At 65.5% G+C, this 16797-nt stretch carries 15 protein-coding genes; 12 read left to right on the forward strand and 3 right to left on the reverse strand.

Annotated features, from left to right (window positions below; all coding sequences use genetic code 11):
* Window positions 1-129 precede the first annotated feature (129 nt).
* The 4 genes from DIZ22_RS05045 (at window position 130) to DIZ22_RS05060 (ending at window position 4780) form a co-directional block, all read left to right on the forward strand.
* Window positions 130-1407, forward strand: coding sequence for a DUF2264 domain-containing protein (locus DIZ22_RS05045; protein ID WP_048936666.1), 1278 nt, complete (start codon window positions 130-132; stop codon window positions 1405-1407).
* A 269-nt stretch (window positions 1408-1676) separates the two neighbouring features.
* A complete protein-coding gene (locus DIZ22_RS05050) occupies window positions 1677-2651 on the forward strand; it encodes an ABC transporter substrate-binding protein (RefSeq protein WP_122928014.1) in 975 nt (324 codons plus the stop codon).
* A 4-nt stretch (window positions 2652-2655) separates the two neighbouring features.
* A complete protein-coding gene (locus tag DIZ22_RS05055; protein ID WP_048936664.1) occupies window positions 2656-3831 on the forward strand; it encodes an acyl-CoA dehydrogenase family protein in 1176 nt (391 codons plus the stop codon).
* Between the two features lie 4 nt (window positions 3832-3835).
* Window positions 3836-4780 (forward strand): NAD(P)-dependent oxidoreductase, encoded by a 945-nt coding sequence (locus tag DIZ22_RS05060; RefSeq protein ID WP_048936693.1) that lies wholly within the window; start codon window positions 3836-3838, stop codon window positions 4778-4780.
* A gap of 140 nt (window positions 4781-4920) precedes the next feature.
* Here the strand turns inward: DIZ22_RS05060 and DIZ22_RS05065 are convergent, their stop codons facing one another.
* A complete protein-coding gene (locus tag DIZ22_RS05065) occupies window positions 4921-5757 on the reverse strand; it encodes a LysR substrate-binding domain-containing protein (RefSeq protein ID WP_048936663.1) in 837 nt (278 codons plus the stop codon).
* A 267-nt stretch (window positions 5758-6024) separates the two neighbouring features.
* Between DIZ22_RS05065 and DIZ22_RS05070 the strand changes: the two genes are divergently transcribed.
* The 8 genes from DIZ22_RS05070 to DIZ22_RS05105 all read left to right on the forward strand — a co-directional run bounded on the left by DIZ22_RS05070 (window position 6025) and on the right by DIZ22_RS05105 (window position 13127).
* On the forward strand, window positions 6025-6843 hold the full coding sequence (locus DIZ22_RS05070; RefSeq protein WP_048936662.1) for an ABC transporter permease: 819 nt from the start codon (window positions 6025-6027) through the stop codon (window positions 6841-6843).
* Between the two features lie 2 nt (window positions 6844-6845).
* Window positions 6846-7637 (forward strand): ABC transporter ATP-binding protein, encoded by a 792-nt coding sequence (locus DIZ22_RS05075; protein ID WP_017501139.1) that lies wholly within the window; start codon window positions 6846-6848, stop codon window positions 7635-7637.
* Entirely contained in the window at window positions 7634-8248 is a 615-nt protein-coding gene (locus tag DIZ22_RS05080) for a cysteine dioxygenase (RefSeq protein WP_048936661.1), read from the forward strand. Before DIZ22_RS05075 ends, DIZ22_RS05080 begins: the two co-directional genes overlap by 4 nt.
* The gene (locus tag DIZ22_RS05085; RefSeq protein WP_048936660.1) at window positions 8245-9507 is read left to right on the forward strand and encodes a rhodanese-like domain-containing protein; all 1263 of its coding nucleotides are present in this window, start codon (window positions 8245-8247) and stop codon (window positions 9505-9507) included. The genes DIZ22_RS05080 and DIZ22_RS05085 overlap by 4 nt, the downstream gene beginning before the upstream one ends.
* Window positions 9508-9528: 21 nt before the next feature.
* Window positions 9529-10617: an LLM class flavin-dependent oxidoreductase gene (locus DIZ22_RS05090; RefSeq protein WP_048936659.1), complete on the forward strand. Its 1089-nt coding sequence runs from the start codon at window positions 9529-9531 to the stop codon at window positions 10615-10617.
* A 1-nt stretch (window position 10618) separates the two neighbouring features.
* Window positions 10619-11572, forward strand: coding sequence for an ABC transporter substrate-binding protein (locus tag DIZ22_RS05095; protein ID WP_048936658.1), 954 nt, complete (start codon window positions 10619-10621; stop codon window positions 11570-11572).
* A 17-nt stretch (window positions 11573-11589) separates the two neighbouring features.
* The gene (locus tag DIZ22_RS05100) at window positions 11590-12381 is read left to right on the forward strand and encodes a class II aldolase/adducin family protein (RefSeq protein ID WP_048936657.1); all 792 of its coding nucleotides are present in this window, start codon (window positions 11590-11592) and stop codon (window positions 12379-12381) included.
* A gap of 95 nt (window positions 12382-12476) precedes the next feature.
* Entirely contained in the window at window positions 12477-13127 is a 651-nt protein-coding gene (locus DIZ22_RS05105; protein WP_048936656.1) for a peroxiredoxin-like family protein, read from the forward strand.
* Window positions 13128-13182: 55 nt separating this feature from the next.
* On the opposite strand, the gene DIZ22_RS05110 is transcribed toward DIZ22_RS05105, so the two are convergent.
* Together DIZ22_RS05110 and DIZ22_RS05115 are read right to left on the reverse strand one after the other, a co-directional pair.
* Window positions 13183-14520: an LLM class flavin-dependent oxidoreductase gene (locus DIZ22_RS05110; RefSeq protein WP_048936655.1), complete on the reverse strand. Its 1338-nt coding sequence runs from the start codon at window positions 14518-14520 to the stop codon at window positions 13183-13185.
* A 114-nt stretch (window positions 14521-14634) separates the two neighbouring features.
* Window positions 14635-16782, reverse strand: coding sequence for a TonB-dependent receptor (locus DIZ22_RS05115; RefSeq protein WP_122928015.1), 2148 nt, complete (start codon window positions 16780-16782; stop codon window positions 14635-14637).
* Window positions 16783-16797 lie beyond the last annotated feature (15 nt).

The following is a 16797-nucleotide window of genomic DNA, read 5'->3' on the forward strand; positions in this document are numbered from 1 at the left end:
CGGGTCAGCCCTTCGTCTATTATTCCGGCAGTGCCTGGAACAAGGGGAGGGCGGTTTCACCACCCGTGCCGCCTGGGATGCCTATGCCGCCGGCCAGACCCTCGACTTCACCCCGCCCAAGGATTGACCATGACCAGCCATATCGACCGTCGCGCGATCCTGACCGGCATGGCGACCGGCACTGCCGCTTTCGCCGCCATGCCCTCGCTTGCCAACGCCGGGGAGGCCGCGCCAGTCGCCGTCGATGCGGACGACCGCAGTTATGCCCTGGCGCTGCTCGAACGCATGGCCAGCCCCATATTGTCGCGCATGGCCAGGGGGCAGTTGCAGGCGCAATGGAAGCCCGAACTCAGCCCGACCTGGGATGGTCGCAATCCCAAGGTCGCCTTTCTGGAAGCCTTTGGCCGGCTGATCGACGGCATCGCGCCCTGGCTTGCGCTGCCCGATACCGATGGCGCGGAAGGGCGACTGCGCGCCCGGCTACGTGAGCAGGCGCTGGCGAGCTATGCCCATAGTGTAGATCCCAAGGGCCCCGACTATCTGCTCTGGCAGGCGGAGGGACAGCCACTGGTTGATTCCGCCTATTTCACCAGCGCGCTGCTGCGCGCGCCGCAGACATTGTGGGATCCGCTCGACCGGGCGACCAAGGACCGGATCATCAAGGAGATACAGGGGCTGCGCCGGGTCGCGCCGCCCTATACCAACTGGCTGCTGTTTGCGGCGATGAACGAGGTGTTCCTGCTGTCGGTCGGGGCGCAATGGGATCCGATCCGGGTCGACCTGGCGCTGCGCAAATTCAGCGAATGGTATGTCGGCGATGGCTGGTATGCCGACGGCGAGCATTTCCATTTCGACATGTATAACAGCTATGTCATCCACCCGATGCTGACCCAGATTTGGGACGTGCTGGTCCGCTGCAATGCGCGCTTCAACGCGCTCGATCCCAAGGAGCGGCTCGCCATCCAGATCCAGCGGATGCAGCGTTTTGGCGAGACGCTGGAGCGGATGATCGGCCCGGATGGCGCCTTCCCGCCGGTCGGCCGTTCGCTCACCTACCGCACCGCCGTTCACCAGCCGCTCGCCTATCTTGCCTGGCGCAAACTGCTCCATGCCAAGCTGCCCGAGGGGCAGGTGCGCGCCGCGACCATGGCGACACAGCGCCGCATCTTCGCCGATCCCAGCAATTTCGAAGCTGATGGCTTCCTGACCATCGGCTTCGCCCGGCACCAGCCGAGCCTGGGTGACGTCTATTCCAACGCCGGCAGCATGTATATCACCTCGGAAAGCCTGCTGCCGCTCGGCCTGCCGGCGTCCGACAGCTACTGGACTGTGCCGGCCCAGCCCTGGACCATGCGCAAGGCCTATGAGGGCCAGGATTTCCCAAAGGACTATTATATCGCCAATTGAGGCGGCCGGCGCCGCCCTGCGAAGGTCAAGGCTTTCTAATAAGCGGCCCAGCAAAGCTTGACAGACATATCTCTACTTAATTGGCAGATAAAGTCCTCTCATATCAGACGAGGACTTGGATATTATGGCGTGGACGCAGCGGTGGACGGATAGGCTGGCCCGGTTCAGGGCGGCGGCCCAGCGCGAATTGCTGCGCGATCCGACGGTCATCCTGTTCGAACGTGATCCCAGCGCAGCAAGCGTGCGAGAAACGGCCGGCGGTCGCTGAGATGTTGTCCAGACGTAATCTGCTGGGCGCAGCGGCGGGCAGCCTGCTGCTCACCGCCTGCGGCACCGCTGGCAAGGGCCGGCCGAAACTGCGGGTGTCGATCACCGGCAAGGGCGACGGGGACACGCGGCTGCTGTTCAAGGCGGCGGGCATCCAGCCAAGCGGCTTCGACCTTGTCTATAGCGAGTTCCAGTCCGGACATCTCGTGGTCGAGGCGCTCAATGGCGGCTCGCTCGACTATGGCGGGATGAGCGAGATTCCGCCGATCTTCGCCGCCGCATCGACCATCCAGAGCTTCCGCCAGATTGCGGTCGCCCATGGCGACGTCAATAATCAGGTGGTGCTGGTTCCGAAGGGATCGAAGGCGCGCTCCGTCGCCGACCTCAAGGGCAAGCGCGTCGGCTATGTCCGCGCCACCACTGCCCAATATTTCCTGATCCGGATGCTGGAGGAGGTCGGTTTGGCCTGGGACGACATCATCCCGGTCGCGATGGGCGTGTCCGATGGCGCCGCCGCCTTCTCGCAAGGGGCGCTGGATGCCTGGGCGATCTACGGCTTCCCGATCCAGCGCGCGATCGCGACCGAGGACGCGCGGATCTTGCGCACCGCTAATGGCATCCTGTCGGGCAATTATCTCGTTTCCGCCCATGTCGATGCGCTGGCCGATCCCGACAAGGCGGCGATCATCCGCGAATATCTGGCGCTGGTGCAACAGGGCTTTGGCTGGGCGGCGGCACATCAGGACGAATGGGCCGGCATCGTCGCCCAGGATATCGGCGTGCCGCGCGACTATGTGCTCGACCAGTTCCGCCGTAAGAGCGCGACCTATGAACTGCGCCCGGTCACGCCCGAGGCGATCGGATCGCAGCAGCAGGTCGCCGATGTCTTCTTCAAGGCCGGGCTGGTGCCCAAGCGGGTGGACGTCCGCCCGCTATGGGACGCCCGCTTCAATGACGCCATTCCCAAGAGAGGCTGATATCATGGCGACCCAGGCAATTTCCGTGCAGCCGCAGCCGCCCGAAGGGCCGGTGCCCGCCGACCAGCTCGACCGGCTGACCCGCTTGCTGGCGGCCAATGCGGAGCAATATGACCGCAGTGCCGAATTTCCCCGCGCCAATTTCGACATATTGGCGCAACAGGGCCTGATCGCGCTGACCGTGCCGCGCGCGCATGGCGGGCGGGGCGCGTCGGTTTCCGAAGCGCTGCGGGTGCTGGCGGCGGTGGCGAAGGGCGATCCCTCGACCGCGCTGATCCTGTTCATGACCTATCATTATCATGCGACGCCCAACCGGGCGCGCGGCTGGCCGGCGGACATCTATGAGACGCTAGCGCGCGATGCGGTGGCGGGCCGGGGGCTGATCGGCGGGCTGCGGGTCGAACCGGAACTGGGCACGCCCGTGCGCGGCGGCCTGCCTGCCACGATCGCGCGGCGCACCGCCCATGGCTGGGCGATCAGCGGCACGAAGATCTATTCGACTGGATCGACCGGGCTCGACTGGTATTCGGTCTGGGCGAAGACCGATGAGGAAACACCGCGCGTCGGCAATTTCCTGGTTCGCGCCGGCAGTCCGGGCGTGGAGATCGAGCCGGCCTGGGATCATCTGGGGATGCGCGCGACGGTCAGCCATGCCGTCCATTTCACCGACACGCCGACGCCGGCCGACCATGCGGTCGATATTCGCCGGCCGGAGGAATGGGGCGCGCCCGATCCGGTCCAGACGCTGTGGAATGCGCTCTCCATCTCGGTCATCTATGACGGGGTGGCGCGCGCCGCGCGCGACTGGCTGCGCGCCTATCTCAACGACCGGGTGCCGAGCAACCTCGGCGCGTCGCTCGCCACCCTGCCGCGCGTCCAGGAGAAGTTCGGGGAGATCGAGGCGCTGTTGCAGGTCAACCGCACGCTGGTCCGCGACGCCGCTGCGCGGATCGACGCGGGCGATCCGCCGTCGGCGGTCGAGGCCAATGCGATCAAATATGTCGCCACCGCCAACGCCATCCGCGCGGTCGAGATCGGGCTGGAACTGACCGGCAACCCCGGCATCAGCCGCCATAATCCGCTGGAGCGCCATTATCGCGACGTGCTGTGCAGCCGCATCCATTCGCCGCAGACCGACACCATCCTGATTGCCGCCGGGCGCGCGGCGCTGGGGAATTGAACCCATGTCCCTGATCATCGCCAGCCAGATGGAGCCGGATTTCAACCGGAGCCTCTCCCGCCACCCGTCCGCTCCCGTGCTGATCGACGTTGCCGAGGACGCGCCCTGGAGCGCGGCGGACGAGGCCGACATATTGCTGATCCGCCCGTCGCCGGCCTGGCGCGCGCCGGAGGTGCGTCGCCCCGCACCCTGGCCGGGGCGCCTGAAATGGGTCTACAGCGCCTCGGTCGGTGTCGATTTCTATCCCGACTGGCTGCTCGACGCGCCGCTCGTGACCTGTGGCCGGGGTGTCGCGTCGGAGGAAATCGCCGATTATGCGATCGCCGCCATTTATGCCCATGCCAAGAATCTCGATGCCGTCACTGTCCGTTCGCGGGCACAATGGGGGCCTGCGCAACTGGGCCGAGTATCGGGCACGACCATCGGCATCATCGGCATGGGCGCGATCGGCGCGGCGGTGGCGCGGCGCGGCCTGGCGCTGGGCGCGCAAGTGATCGGCGTGCGGCGATCCGGCGCGCAGTCCAGCGTGCCGGGCGTGCAACTGGTCGGCGATGTCGGGACTTTGGTGGAGGAGGCGGATCATATCCTGCTCGCCGTGCCGGCGACCGCCCAGACGCGCCATCTGGTCGATGATGCGCTGCTGGCGCGGGTGCGGCCGGGCGCGCATCTCATCAACGTCGCGCGCGGATCGGTGGTCGATCAGGCGGCTCTGGTGCGGGCGCTGGATGATGGTCGGCTGGGCTTTGCAACGCTCGACGTCACCGACCCCGAACCGCTGCCGGAGGGGCATGTCCTCTACACCCATCCCAGGGTGCGGCTGACCCCGCATATCTCCAGCAATTACCAGCTTGTACGCCATCGCCTGCTGGAAAAGATCCAGGACGACCTGACCCGCTTCGTCCGGGGCGAGGCGCCGTCCGACATCGTCGATCCGGCGCGCGGCTACTGAGGGGGAATGACGGGCGTTAAAGAGCGATGACTTGCCCTTGAATCGTCATTGCGAACGAAGTGAAGCAATCCATCTGAGCGATGTTGGATTGCTTCGCTGCGCTCGCAATGACGCAGTGGATCAGTCTAAATCATTCCAATCTAAAGCCCGGTCACCGTCTCGCGCGCCAGTTCCGCCAGTCGATGCGCGGCGCGGTCCAACTTGTCGCTGGTGCGCAGGATCGCGGCGACGCGGGGCAGGCTGGGCAGCCGCTCATGCTCCAGCACCGTCATGTCATCCTGGAACAAATGGGTCCGTGCGGTGATGCCCAGCCCTGCGGCCACTGCCGCGCGCAGCGTGGCGAGGTTGGGCGTCTCGACCGCGATCCGCCATTGCAGCCCCATATCCTCCAGCGCGCGGATCGCCGCCTCGCGGAAGCGGCACGGCTCCTCCAGCACCGCCAGCGGGATGGTGTCGCGCTCGACCAGTTCGGCCGTGCCATACCAGCTCATCGGCGCCACCGTGACCGCGCTGCCGTCATTGGGGGCGGCAAAGCCCAGCAATATGTCCAGCTCGCGCCGATCGAGCAGCGCCTGCAACTCGGCCGTGCCCGCGACCCGCGCATAGATTTGCGCGTCCGGGTGCAACTCGGCAAAGCGGGAGAGCAGGCCCGAGAGCAGACTGTCGGCAAAATCCTGGACCATGCCGATCCGTGCCGGGCCGGCGAAGCGCCCGGCACTGACCGCCGCCACCGCCTCGTCATGCAGGCTCAGCACCCGGCGCGCATAATCGAGCAGCACCTCGCCCGCCGCGGTCAAGTGCAGGCGGCGGCCTTCGCGCAGGAACAGCGACTGCTGGACCAGTTCCTCCAGTCGCTTGATCTGCAGGCTGAGGGCGGACTGGGTCACGAACACCTGTTCCGACGCATTGAGCATCGAACCGGTGTCGACGATCGCGACAAAACTGCGCAGGAGATTGGTCGGCAGGTTGACCGGCACGGCATATCCTTCTGATGGTGAAAAGGGGCCGATCCGATGCCGGGCACGGGCCTGCTACTTATGATCCATGGCAATATATCAATCAAAATAGTAGATTTTGTGCGAGGGCAGGAAAAGCTATCCCGCCCATCGCGCGCCGAAATGCCCGGAATCAGGGGTGAATGACGACCTATGATTTTCCCTCATAGCGCGCTGGGATAAAACTCAATTGAATGGGTAGAGAATTGATGTTGGATGAAGGCGACTTCACCAGCATGACGGATAGACATGACCGCATTGGCAATAAGGGGCGAAACGCCGTCGCAGCGCGCCAGACGCCGCTTTTCCCTCGCCCGCTTCGGCGGCCGATGGCTGTCACCTTTGCTGTTACTTTTGCTGTGGGAACTGGGCTCGCGCACCGGCCTCATCCCCGAACGGACGCTGGCCGCGCCCTCTGCCGTGATCGGCACGCTGATCCAGATGGTGCTGAGCGGCGAACTGCCCTCCAACCTGCTCGTCTCCTTCGCCCGCGTCGCGGTCGGCCTGCTGATCGGCGTCGGCCTGGGGCTGGCGCTGGGGCTGGCAGCGGGCCTCTCGCGCGGCGCGGAACTGGCGATCGACCCGCTGATGCAGATCAAGCGGACCATTCCCGCACTGGCGCTGACGCCGCTGTTCATCGTCTGGTTCGGTATTGGCGAGACGCCCAAGATCGCGCTGATCGCCTTCGGCACCATCTTCCCGGTCTATCTCAACCTCTATGCTGGCATTCGCGGCGTCGATCCGCGCCTGCTCGATGCCGCCAAGAGTTTCGGCCTCAGCCGCTGGGAACAGGTCTGGCATGTCGTGCTGCCCGCCGCCTTGCCCTCGCTGCTGGTCGGGCTGCGCTACGCCCTGTCCATCTCGATCCTGGTGCTGGTGGTGGCGGAACAGATCAACGCCTCGGCCGGGCTTGGCTATCTCATCAACAATGCCCGCGACTTCATGCGCACCGACATCATCGTCGTCTGCCTCATGGTCTACGCCATTCTCGGTCTTGGCGCCGACTGGCTGGTCCGGTCCCTCGAAGCCCGCGCCCTCGTCTGGCGCCCCAGCATAGTGGAGAATTGATCATGGACGCGCGCCTCGGCTTTTCCACCATCGACAGCGCGGCCCACCAGCCGCATCCCGAACCGGTCGTCCGCCTGCAGCACTTCACCCGCAGCTTTGGCGCCAACCGCATCATCGACGGGCTGGACCTGGAAATCGCGCCGGGCGAGTTCATCGCCCTGCTGGGCCGGTCGGGATCGGGCAAGACCACCTTGCTGCGCACCCTCGCCGGGCTGGACGATGCCGGCGCGCAGGATGTGGAGGTGCCCGACAGCCGCGCCGTCGTGTTCCAGGATGCCCGACTGCTGCCGTGGAAACCGGTCTGGAAGAATGTCGCGCTGGGCCTGAAAGGCGGTGCCATCCGCGACCGGGCGCAAGCCGCGCTGAAGGAAGTCGGCCTTGGCCATCGGCTGGACGCCTGGCCGCTCACCCTGTCCGGTGGGGAAGCGCAGCGCGCTGCGCTCGCCCGCGCGCTGGTGCGCGAACCCCAATTGCTGCTGCTTGATGAGCCCTTTGCCGCCCTCGACGCGCTGACCCGCTATCGCATGCATGACCTGGTTCTCTCGCTCTGGCGGACGCACAGGCCCGCGGTGCTGATCGTCACCCATGATGTCGAGGAAGCGATTGCGCTGGCCGACCGGGTGCTGGTGCTCGACAAGGGGCGGATCGTCGCGGAGGAGCGCATTCACGCCGCGCGCGGCGAGCGCGCGGGCCTTGCCGGCCGGCTGCGCGAACAGCTTCTGTCCCATCTGGGCGGCGACCATCATGGCGAGGGTGTGGTGCCCTTCGCCCGCCAGGCGGAGGCGGCGGAATGAACGCCGTCACCACGATCGACCGGCCGGTCGATACCAGCCGCCTGCGCGGTTTCGTCACCGCCTTGGCCGATCTGATCGCCTGCACCCGCGACGAACAGGCGCTGCTGGAAAGCGGCCGCACCCTGCTTGCCCGGTTGATCGCCCGCGACGACTGGCTGCCGCCCGAATATGCCCGGCCCGATCCCGATCGCTATCAGCAATATCTGCTTCATTGCGACAGTCGCGAGCGGTTCAGCATCGTCAGCTTCGTCTGGGGGCCGGGTCAGTCGACCCCGATCCACGACCATGGCGTCTGGGGGCTGGTCGGCGTGCTGCGCGGCAGCGAGCAGGTCGAGCGGTTCCATCGCCTGCCCGGCGGCGGACTGGTCGCGCAGGGCACAGACATATTGCGCGAGGGCGAGGTCGATGCCGTGTCGCCCCGGATCGGCGACATTCATCGCGTCTCCAACGGCCGGGCCGACGCCCCGTCGGTCAGCATCCATGTCTATGGCGCCAATATCGGCGCGGTCGAGCGCGCGACCTTCGCCGCCGACGGCGCGCCCAAAAGCTTCATCTCCGGATACGCCAACCGCGTCATCCCCAACCTCTGGGACAGATCGAGAAACGCATGACCACCGACATATTGGACCGCATAGAGGTCGCTACCCCGGCCGATATCCGCACCGCGCTGATCGCCCGCGACGAGATCGCCCTGATCGACGTGCGCGAGGAGCATGATTTTGCGCAGGGCCATCCGCTCTTCGCTGCCCAGATCCCGCTGCGCCGCATCGATGAGGAAGCGCGCTGGCGCATCCCCCGGCTCGACACGCCGATCATCGTCTATGATGCGGGCGAGGGGCTGGCGCGCCGCGCGGCCGTGCGGCTGCAGGGGCTTGGCTATACCGACGTCCGCGAACTGGAGGGCGGGCTCAGCGCATGGCGTGATGCCGGTTATGAATTGTTCGAGGATGTGAACAGTTACTCCAAGGCGTTCGGCGAACTGGTCGAGCATCGCCGCCATACGCCCAGCCTTGCGGCGGAGGATGTGCAGGCGCTGATCGACGAAAAGGCCGACATCGCGATCCTCGATGCGCGCCGTTACGACGAATATCATACGATGAGCATCCCGACCGGGACCAGCGTGCCGGGCGCCGAACTGGTGCTGCGCGCCTGCACAATCGCCCCCGATCCCGACACCACCATCATCGTCAATTGCGCCGGCCGTACCCGGTCGATCATCGGCACCCAGTCGCTTGTCAATGCCGGCCTGCCCAACAAGGTCTATGCGCTGCGCAACGGCACGATCGGCTGGACGCTGGCCGGGCAGGGGCTGGAAACCGGCCAGGTGCGCGCCGCGCCGGAGGTCGATGGCAAGGCGATCGAGGCTGCCCGTGCCCATGCCCGCGATGTCGCCTACCGCGCCGGGGTCAAGTGGATCGGCTGGGACGATCTGGAGCATCTGAAGGCCGACACCGCTCGCACCCTCTATCTCTATGATGTGCGCCAGCCGCGTGAATATGAGGCGGGGCATCTGCCCGGTTTCCGCAATGCGCAGGGCGGCCAGCTGGTGCAGGAAACCGACCATAATGCCCCGGTGCGCGGCGCCCGCATCGTCGTCACCGACGATCTTGGCCCGCGTGCCGACATGAGCGCCTCCTGGCTCGCCCAGCTTGGCTGGGAAGTCTATGTCCTGTCCGTCGACTGGTCGGCGGTGGTGCTGGAACGCGGCAGTGACGGCGCGCCGGCCCCGCGTGGACCCGAGGGCCGCTACAAGCGCCCCTATGAGGGCACCGACAACAAGGCCGAGAAGATGCAGGCCTATCTCGATTGGGAATATGGCCTTGTCGCCCAGCTCGAAAAGGACGGCACCCACGGCTTCTACGTCATCTGATCAGCGGGAAGGAATGACCCCATGAGCGTCAAGTTCATCGGCTATATCGGCTTCAACAATGGCTCGGAAACCCAGGCGGCGGTGCGCAGCCGCGTGCTCGACAAGGATTATGTCGAGGCCGCAGCCAGGGCGCAGGAGGAGGGCGGCTTCGACCGCGTCCTCATCCCCTTCGGCTCCAACAGTCCGGAAAGCCAGATTGTCGCGGCCCATGCCGCTGCGCTGACCAGCAAGCTTGGTTTCCTTGTCGCCCATCGCCCCGGTTTCACCCAGCCGACCGTGGCCGCGCGCCAGCTGGCGACGCTCGACCAGCTGTCTGGCGGGCGGGTCGCGGTCCACATCATCACCGGCGGCGCGGACGATGAAATGGCACGCGATGGTGACACCGGCACGGTCAAGGCCCAGCGCTATCAGCGCACCGACGAATATCTGACCATCCTGCGCCAGGAATGGACGGCGGCCCAGCCGTTCGACCATCGCGGCGACTTCTACGACATTCGCCAGGCCTTCAGCGCGATCAAGCCGGACAATCTGCCGGTCTTCTTCGGCGGTTCCTCGGCTGAGGCGATCGAGGTCGCCGGGCGCCATGCCGACGTCTATGCGCTCTGGGGTGAAACGCTCGAAGCGGTGCAGGACACGGTGCGCCAGGTGCGCCGTGCCGCCGCCCGTCATGGCCGCAATCCCGGCTTCTCGCTGTCGCTGCGCCCGGTGATCGCCGATACCGAGGAAGCGGCCTGGAAGCGCGCGGCGGAGATTGAGGAGCAGGTGCGCGCCAATCGGGTCGCCGCCGGACTTCCGCTGACCGGCCATCGCCCGCCCAATGTCGGATCGCTGCGCCTGCTGGAGGCGGCCAGGGCCAACCGGCAGGACAAGCGGCTGTGGACCGGCGTCGCTGCGCTCACCGGCGCGGCCGGCAATTCCACCGGCCTGGTCGGCACGCCCGAACAGGTGGCCGATGCGATGCTCGATTATTATGACATCGGCATCGATCATTTCCTGATCCGCGGTTTCGATCCACTGGGCGATTCCATCCTCTATGGCCGCGAACTGCTGCCGGTCGTCCGCCGCAAGGTGGCCGAGCGGGAGAAGGTCGACGTCGCGCTCGCGGGCTGACATGGCGAGCAAGAAATCGATCCTGATCGTCGGCGCGCTGATCGCCTCCGCCGGTGTCGCCTTCGCTGTCACCCAATATCGCACTGAACAGGTGCCGGTGCTGCGCGTCGCCAACCAGAAGGGGCAGGTCAAGGCGATGATGCTTGCCTCTGGCGCGCTAGACGGCGCCTCCTACAAGGTCGAATGGTCGGAATTTCCCGCCGCCCAGCCGCTGCTGGAAGCGGTCGGTGGTGGCGCCGCGGACCTTGGCCTTGCCGCCGACGCGCCCTTCATCTTCGCCTATCAGAGCGGCAGCCCGGTCAAGGCGATCGCGGTGCAGGCACCCGCCAACCAGGCGGCCGAGGCGCTGGCGATCCTAGTGAAAAATGGCTCGCCGATCCGATCTGCCCAGGATTTGGCTGGCAAGACAATCGCCACCACGCGCGGATCGATCGGCCATCATCTGCTGCTCCAGGCGCTGGAGCGGGCGCATATCCCGGCCGACAAGGTCAAGATCACCTTCCTGCCGCCGGGCGATGCCAAGGCTGCGTTCGACAGCGGATCGATCGACGCCTGGTCGACCTGGACCCCCTATACCAATGTCGCGGTCAAGGAAGGGGCGCGGGCGGTTGCTGACGCCAAGGATTACGGCCTGCCGCTCTATATCGACATCGCCCATGATGCCTCGATCGCGCCCAAGCGTGCGCTGCTGGCCGATTTCCTCCAGCGTGAGGCGAAGGCGGTCGCCTGGGCCCGCGCCCATCCCGACCAGTTCGCCGCCGTGCTGGCCAGGGAAACCGGCCTGCCACTGGACATCGCCCGCGCCAGTTTCGAGCGCAGCAACCGCATTTCGCAGCCCGTCGATGCCAAGGTGATCGCCCATGAACAGGCGATCGTAGACCGCTATCGCCGCGCCGGCCTAATCGATCCCAAACGGGACGTGGCGCAGGCCTTCGACACCAGTTTCGGATCCTGACGCAAGGAGCTTTCCCCATGGCCACCATCCTCAAGGATGATCGTTTTTCGCGCACCGGCATCAGCGAAGCCGAATGGAAGGTGCGGGTCGATCTCGCCGCCTTCTATCGGCTCTCGGCGCTCTACGGCTGGGACGATTTCATCTACACCCATATTTCCGCCCGCGTGCCGGGACCGGACCATCATTTCCTGATCAATCCGTTCGGCCTGATGTTCGATGAGATCACGGCATCCAGCCTGGTCAAGGTCGACCTCGACGGCAATGTCATCGGGGAGAGCGACTATGGTATCAACTATGCCGGCTATGTGATTCATTCGGCGATCCACGGCGCGCGCGACGACGCCCATTATATCGCCCATTTCCACAGCGCCGACGGCATGGCGGTGTCGGCTCATGCCGAGGGGCTTCTGCCCTTGAACCAGCGTGCGCTGGCCCTGATCCCGCGCCTGTCCTATCATGACTATGAGGGCGTGGCGCTGAACCTGGACGAGCGCGAGCGGCTGGTTGCCGATCTGGGAGACACCAAGGTCATGCTGCTCCGCAACCATGGCACGCTGGCGCTCGGCGCTTCTCCGGGGGAAGCATGGAGCGGCATCTATCAGCTGGAATCCGCCTGCACCGCGCAGGTCCGCTCGCTCAGCGTCGGGCGCGACAATGTGCTGATCGCGCCGGAGGAGGCGCAGGCGGAAGTGAAGCGCCAGATGTCGCGCGAGCGCCAGCCGGTCGAGGGACGGCGCACCCATTATGATCTGGTCTGGGAAGCGGCGCTGCGCAAGGCATCGCGCCAGGCACCGGGCTATGACGCCTGATCTATAAGGATTAATCGGCGGCTTTCCGCCAAGTCTCATTGGCGTCGCGTGCCCCGCGGCGCCATTTTCCTATCTCCAGCAAAGGAGACAGGCAGATGGCGACGATCGTCGGCGACAATTTGAGGGCGCGCTATGCCGCGCTTCAGGCAGAACGGGAACGGGACTGGTCGCCCGCCCAGCTGGCGCGCAACGCGGCGCAGCGGCAGCAGCTGGTGGCGCGCTTCGATGCGGCGACGGTGGCGCAGCCCGGCGATGTCCTGCCCAATCTGGAACTCGACGATGTGGAAGGTGCCGAGCTGACACTCGACGCGCTGACGGCGCAGGGTTCGGCCTTGTTCATCTTCTTCCGCTTCGCCGGCTGCCCGGCCTGCAACATCGCCTTGCCCTATTATGCCGACACGCTCTGGCCGGTGCTGCGGGCGCGCAGTATCCCGCTGGTCGCGCTCAGCCCGCAGCAGCCCGATCGGCTGGTGGAGATCAAGCGCCGTCATGATCTGCCCTTCGCCGTCGCGACCGATCGCGACAATCAGCTCGGCTGCCTGCTCGGCATCGCCTTCGTCCCCGATGATCGCCCGTCGCCACCGCCCGCCGGCTGGATCGGCGAGGTGACCGGCACGGGCAGCTGGGAATTGCCGCAGCCAGCGGCGCTGCTGCTGGGGCCGGGTCGGGTGGTGCAGCGCTTGCAGGTCAGCCCCGACTGGCTCGACCGACCGGAGGCGGATGATATCCTCGCCTGGCTGCGCTAAACGCGAGAAAAAGGCCCGGCAATTTGATTGCCGGGCCTTTTCTTGTTCGATGGGATCAGGCGGCCGACTTGGCCTCGCGCGCAACGCTGTAGCGATTGTCCGGCACCGACAGGCCCAGATGCTCGCGGAAGGTCGTGCCCTCATAGTCGGTGCGGAACAGGCCGCGCTGCTGCAGGATCGGGATCACCTTGTCGACGAACAGCGCCAACTGCCCCGGCAGTGGCTCGAACAGAACGAAGCCGTCGGCCGCGCCATTTTCGAACCAGCGCTGCAACTGGTCGGCCACCGTCTCGGCCGAGCCCACAAAAGCGCCGCGCGGCGTCGCCAGCCGTTCCGCCACCTGACGCAGGGTCAGCCCCTCCGCCTCGACTTCGGCCAGGATGCGCAGCGTTCCGCTCTGCTGGCTGTTGAGGCCCAGATGCGCGACATCGGGGAAGGGGGCATCGAGATCATATTGGCGGAAATCATGGTCGTTGAAGGTGCGCGACAGAAAGCCGAGGCCGGTGTCGATCGACTCCAGCGCGGCGAGTTCGCGGTAGCGCGCCTCGGCCTTCTCATCGCTGTCACCGACGATCGCGGCGATGCCCGGCAGGATGAACAGCTGGTCGGCATCGCGGCCAAAGCCCTTCGCCCGTGCCTTCACATCGGCATAATAGGCCTGGCCCGCCTCGATCGTCTCGGCATGGGTGAAGATCACTTCGGCCCGTCGCGCGGCGAAGTTGCGGCCATCGTCCGATGCGCCGGCCTGGAAGATGACTGGCTGGCCCTGTGGCGTGCGCTTGATGTTGAGCGGGCCGCGCACCTGGAAGAACTCGCCCTTATGGTCGAGCGCATGCAGCCGATCGGGATCGACGAACTGGCCGCTTTCCTTGTCGGCGACATGGGCGCCGTCTTCCCAGCTGTCCCACAGGCCCTGGACCACATCGAGATATTCGGCAGCTATGCGATAGCGCACGGCATGGGCGGGATGTTCGCTCTTGCTGAAATTGGCGGCGGTGTCGCCCAGCCAGGATGTGACGACATTCCAGCCGGCGCGCCCGCCGCTGAGGTGATCGAGCGAGGCGAATTGCCGCGCGACGTTGAAGGGTTCGGAATAACTGACCGTCAGCGTGCCGACCAGGCCGATCCGGCTGGTGGTCGCCGCCAGCGCCGACAGGATGGTGATCGGCTCGAACCGGTTGAGATAATGGGGGCTGGACCGTTCGGTGATCGACAGGCTGTCGGCGACGAACAGGAAGTCGAACTTGCCGCGTTCGGCGGTCGCCGCCTGTTCCTGATAGCGGGCAAGGCTGGTGCTGGCATTCACGTCACGATCGGGATGGCGCCAGTCATGCCAGGTGCGGCCGACGCCATGCAGGATGAAGCCGAGCTTGATATGCGGAGAACGGGCCATGGCCTTGTCCTTCTGCTGGAGGGGAGGGGGAGCCCGTTTCCTCTATGCCCGACTGTCCCGCGCGACCAACGCGGTCTCCTCAAGCGCATATGAAATGGACCAATAGGGCAGGCGTCAGTAGGAAAAGCGGGCGCTCAGCAGCACCGTCGCGGGATCGGCATAATTTTTATAATAGACCCCGGTCGAAGGGATGTAGGTCGAACTGACCGGCTTGTTCGCGCCCAGGATATTCTTGCCCTGGATGGCGAACTGGAAACGGTCGTCCGACAATATCCAGGTGATCGAGCCGTTGATGAAGGTCTGGCCCGGCACTTCGTCCTGTGGCCGGGCGAGGGCGTTCTGATAGAAGCTGCTCTGATATTGGGCGTTGGCCGACAGGCGCAATGTGCTGCCGGATGCGCCCAGCGGCAGCGCATAATTGGCGCCGCCCGACAGGGACCATTTGGGCGCGTTCAGCAGCGGGTTGCCATCGGCGTCGACGCCATTGCCCCCCGCACCCTTATAATCGTCATAAATGGCCTTGAGATAACCGGCCGACGCCTGGAGCGAGAAGCGCTCCGACAGGCGCAGGTCATTTTCCAGTTCCACGCCCCAGCTATGCGCCTTGCCGGCATTGCCCCGGCGCGAGCCGACATAGACAGGGTCGTAGAAGGATACCTGAAGATCCTTGTAATCATTGTAGAAGATGGCGAGATTGCTGCGCAGCGCGCCACCGAACAAGGTGGCCTTGAGGCCCCCTTCATAGGTCGAGACCTTTTCCGGATCGAAGGGCAGGGTGGCCAAGTCCAGCCGGGTCGCGCGATTGTCGAACCCGCCAGATTTGAACCCGCGCGAATAGGTGAGGTAATTGAGCAGATTGGGCGTCCATTGCGCTTGCACCGACAATTTCGGTGTCAGCGCCTTCCAGGTCTTTTCCGCCTCACCGGCGATCGACTGGGCCACGACATTGCGATCATCGTCGATCACCTTGTTGTCGAAGACGAAACGCTTCTTCTCGATGGTGCCGCGCAGGCCGGCGGTCAGGCTGAATATATCGTTCGCCTTCCAGGTGCCCTCGCCGAACACGGCATAGGCATCGGTATAGGTGATGTTGTGGGCGCGCAGCCGGTTGATGGGCGCGGTCGCGGCCGTGCCGGTGCGGCTGAAGCCGTCGCGCTCCACGAAGAAACGTTCGTGCAGGTAGAAGAGGCCGCTGGTGAAGCTGAGGTCGCCAAAGTCGCCGTTCAGCTGCACCTCCTGGCTGAAGGCCCGGTCATTATAATGGATCAGGTTCTTCTGGATCAGCGCGGCCTCGCCGTCATTCTCGTAATTGACGGGATTGAGGTTGAAGCCGGTATAGGCGCTGATCGACTTGATAGAGAGGGTAGGCGAGAGGTCATAGACCAGCCGCAGCGAGGCGCTGCGCGAATTGAGATGCTGGTCCGGTTCGACCTCCGAATAGGATCGGCGGCGGCTGAAGCTGCCGGGCTGGTTGACCGGAATATAGGACCGTGTATCGCTGCGATCGCGCAGGATATTGACGGTCAGCAGCGCGTCGAGATTGGCGATGCCGGTATAGCGCAGCTTGCCGCGCCAAGCGTCGAGGTCGATCCGGTTGACGTCATGGCCCAGCGTCGGGTCATAGGTGACGCCGTCGCGGGTACGATGGATCCAGGCGACGCTGCCCGACAGGTCGCCCGCGATCTTGCCGCTGACCAGCGCCCGGCCCTGTACGTCATTATAGCTGCCATAGCCCAGTTCGGCGGTGACATGGGTGGTCTCGTCGGGCGCGCGGGTAATGATGCGCAGCGCACCGGCCGACGAGTTGCGGCCATAGAGCGTCCCCTGCGGCCCGCGCAGCAGCTCGATCCGTTCCAGATCGACAAATTCGCTCATCGAGGCGATCTGACGGGGGATGTAGACGTCATCGACATAGATGGCGAGCACCGGCTCCTGGATCGGATCGGATTCGCCCACGCCGCGCAACGAGAAGGTCTGGGTGGTGTGGCTGATCGATGTCCGCGCGACGAAGAGGTTGGGTACCTGGCCGGCCAGGTCGCGGACATTGGTGATGTTGCGCTGCTCCAGCGTCTCGGGCGTGAAGGCGGAAATCGCGATCGCGGTCTTCTGAAGGTCCGTGGCGCGCCGCTCGGCGGTGACGATGATACCGCCGCCGGCGTCGCCATCCTCTGCCGGCGCTGGCGCCTGTGCCCAGGCCGACCCGGCCATTGCCGCGGCCATGATCGCGCTGCAACCAGCGGCCAGGAAAATCCCTTTTTTCATTGTTCCCCACTCAAT

The organism is Sphingobium sp. LF-16 (genome assembly GCF_003711185.1).
Lineage (GTDB): Bacteria > Pseudomonadota > Alphaproteobacteria > Sphingomonadales > Sphingomonadaceae > Sphingobium > Sphingobium yanoikuyae_A.

Bases quoted from the DNA above. Each gene is read 5' to 3' on its own strand.
- DIZ22_RS05045 (WP_048936666.1), top strand. From the start codon at position 130: ATGACCAGCCATATCGACCGTCGCGCGATCCTGACCGGCATGGCGACC.
- DIZ22_RS05050 (WP_122928014.1), top strand. From the start codon at position 1,677: ATGTTGTCCAGACGTAATCTGCTGGGCGCAGCGGCGGGCAGCCTGCTG.
- DIZ22_RS05055 (WP_048936664.1), top strand. From the start codon at position 2,656: ATGGCGACCCAGGCAATTTCCGTGCAGCCGCAGCCGCCCGAAGGGCCG.
- DIZ22_RS05060 (WP_048936693.1), top strand. From the start codon at position 3,836: ATGTCCCTGATCATCGCCAGCCAGATGGAGCCGGATTTCAACCGGAGC.
- DIZ22_RS05070 (WP_048936662.1), top strand. From the start codon at position 6,025: ATGACCGCATTGGCAATAAGGGGCGAAACGCCGTCGCAGCGCGCCAGA.
- DIZ22_RS05075 (WP_017501139.1), top strand. From the start codon at position 6,846: ATGGACGCGCGCCTCGGCTTTTCCACCATCGACAGCGCGGCCCACCAG.
- DIZ22_RS05080 (WP_048936661.1), top strand. From the start codon at position 7,634: ATGAACGCCGTCACCACGATCGACCGGCCGGTCGATACCAGCCGCCTG.
- DIZ22_RS05085 (WP_048936660.1), top strand. From the start codon at position 8,245: ATGACCACCGACATATTGGACCGCATAGAGGTCGCTACCCCGGCCGAT.
- DIZ22_RS05090 (WP_048936659.1), top strand. From the start codon at position 9,529: ATGAGCGTCAAGTTCATCGGCTATATCGGCTTCAACAATGGCTCGGAA.
- DIZ22_RS05095 (WP_048936658.1), top strand. From the start codon at position 10,619: ATGGCGAGCAAGAAATCGATCCTGATCGTCGGCGCGCTGATCGCCTCC.
- DIZ22_RS05100 (WP_048936657.1), top strand. From the start codon at position 11,590: ATGGCCACCATCCTCAAGGATGATCGTTTTTCGCGCACCGGCATCAGC.
- DIZ22_RS05105 (WP_048936656.1), top strand. From the start codon at position 12,477: ATGGCGACGATCGTCGGCGACAATTTGAGGGCGCGCTATGCCGCGCTT.
- DIZ22_RS05110 (WP_048936655.1), bottom strand. From the start codon at position 14,520: ATGGCCCGTTCTCCGCATATCAAGCTCGGCTTCATCCTGCATGGCGTC.
- DIZ22_RS05115 (WP_122928015.1), bottom strand. From the start codon at position 16,782: ATGAAAAAAGGGATTTTCCTGGCCGCTGGTTGCAGCGCGATCATGGCC.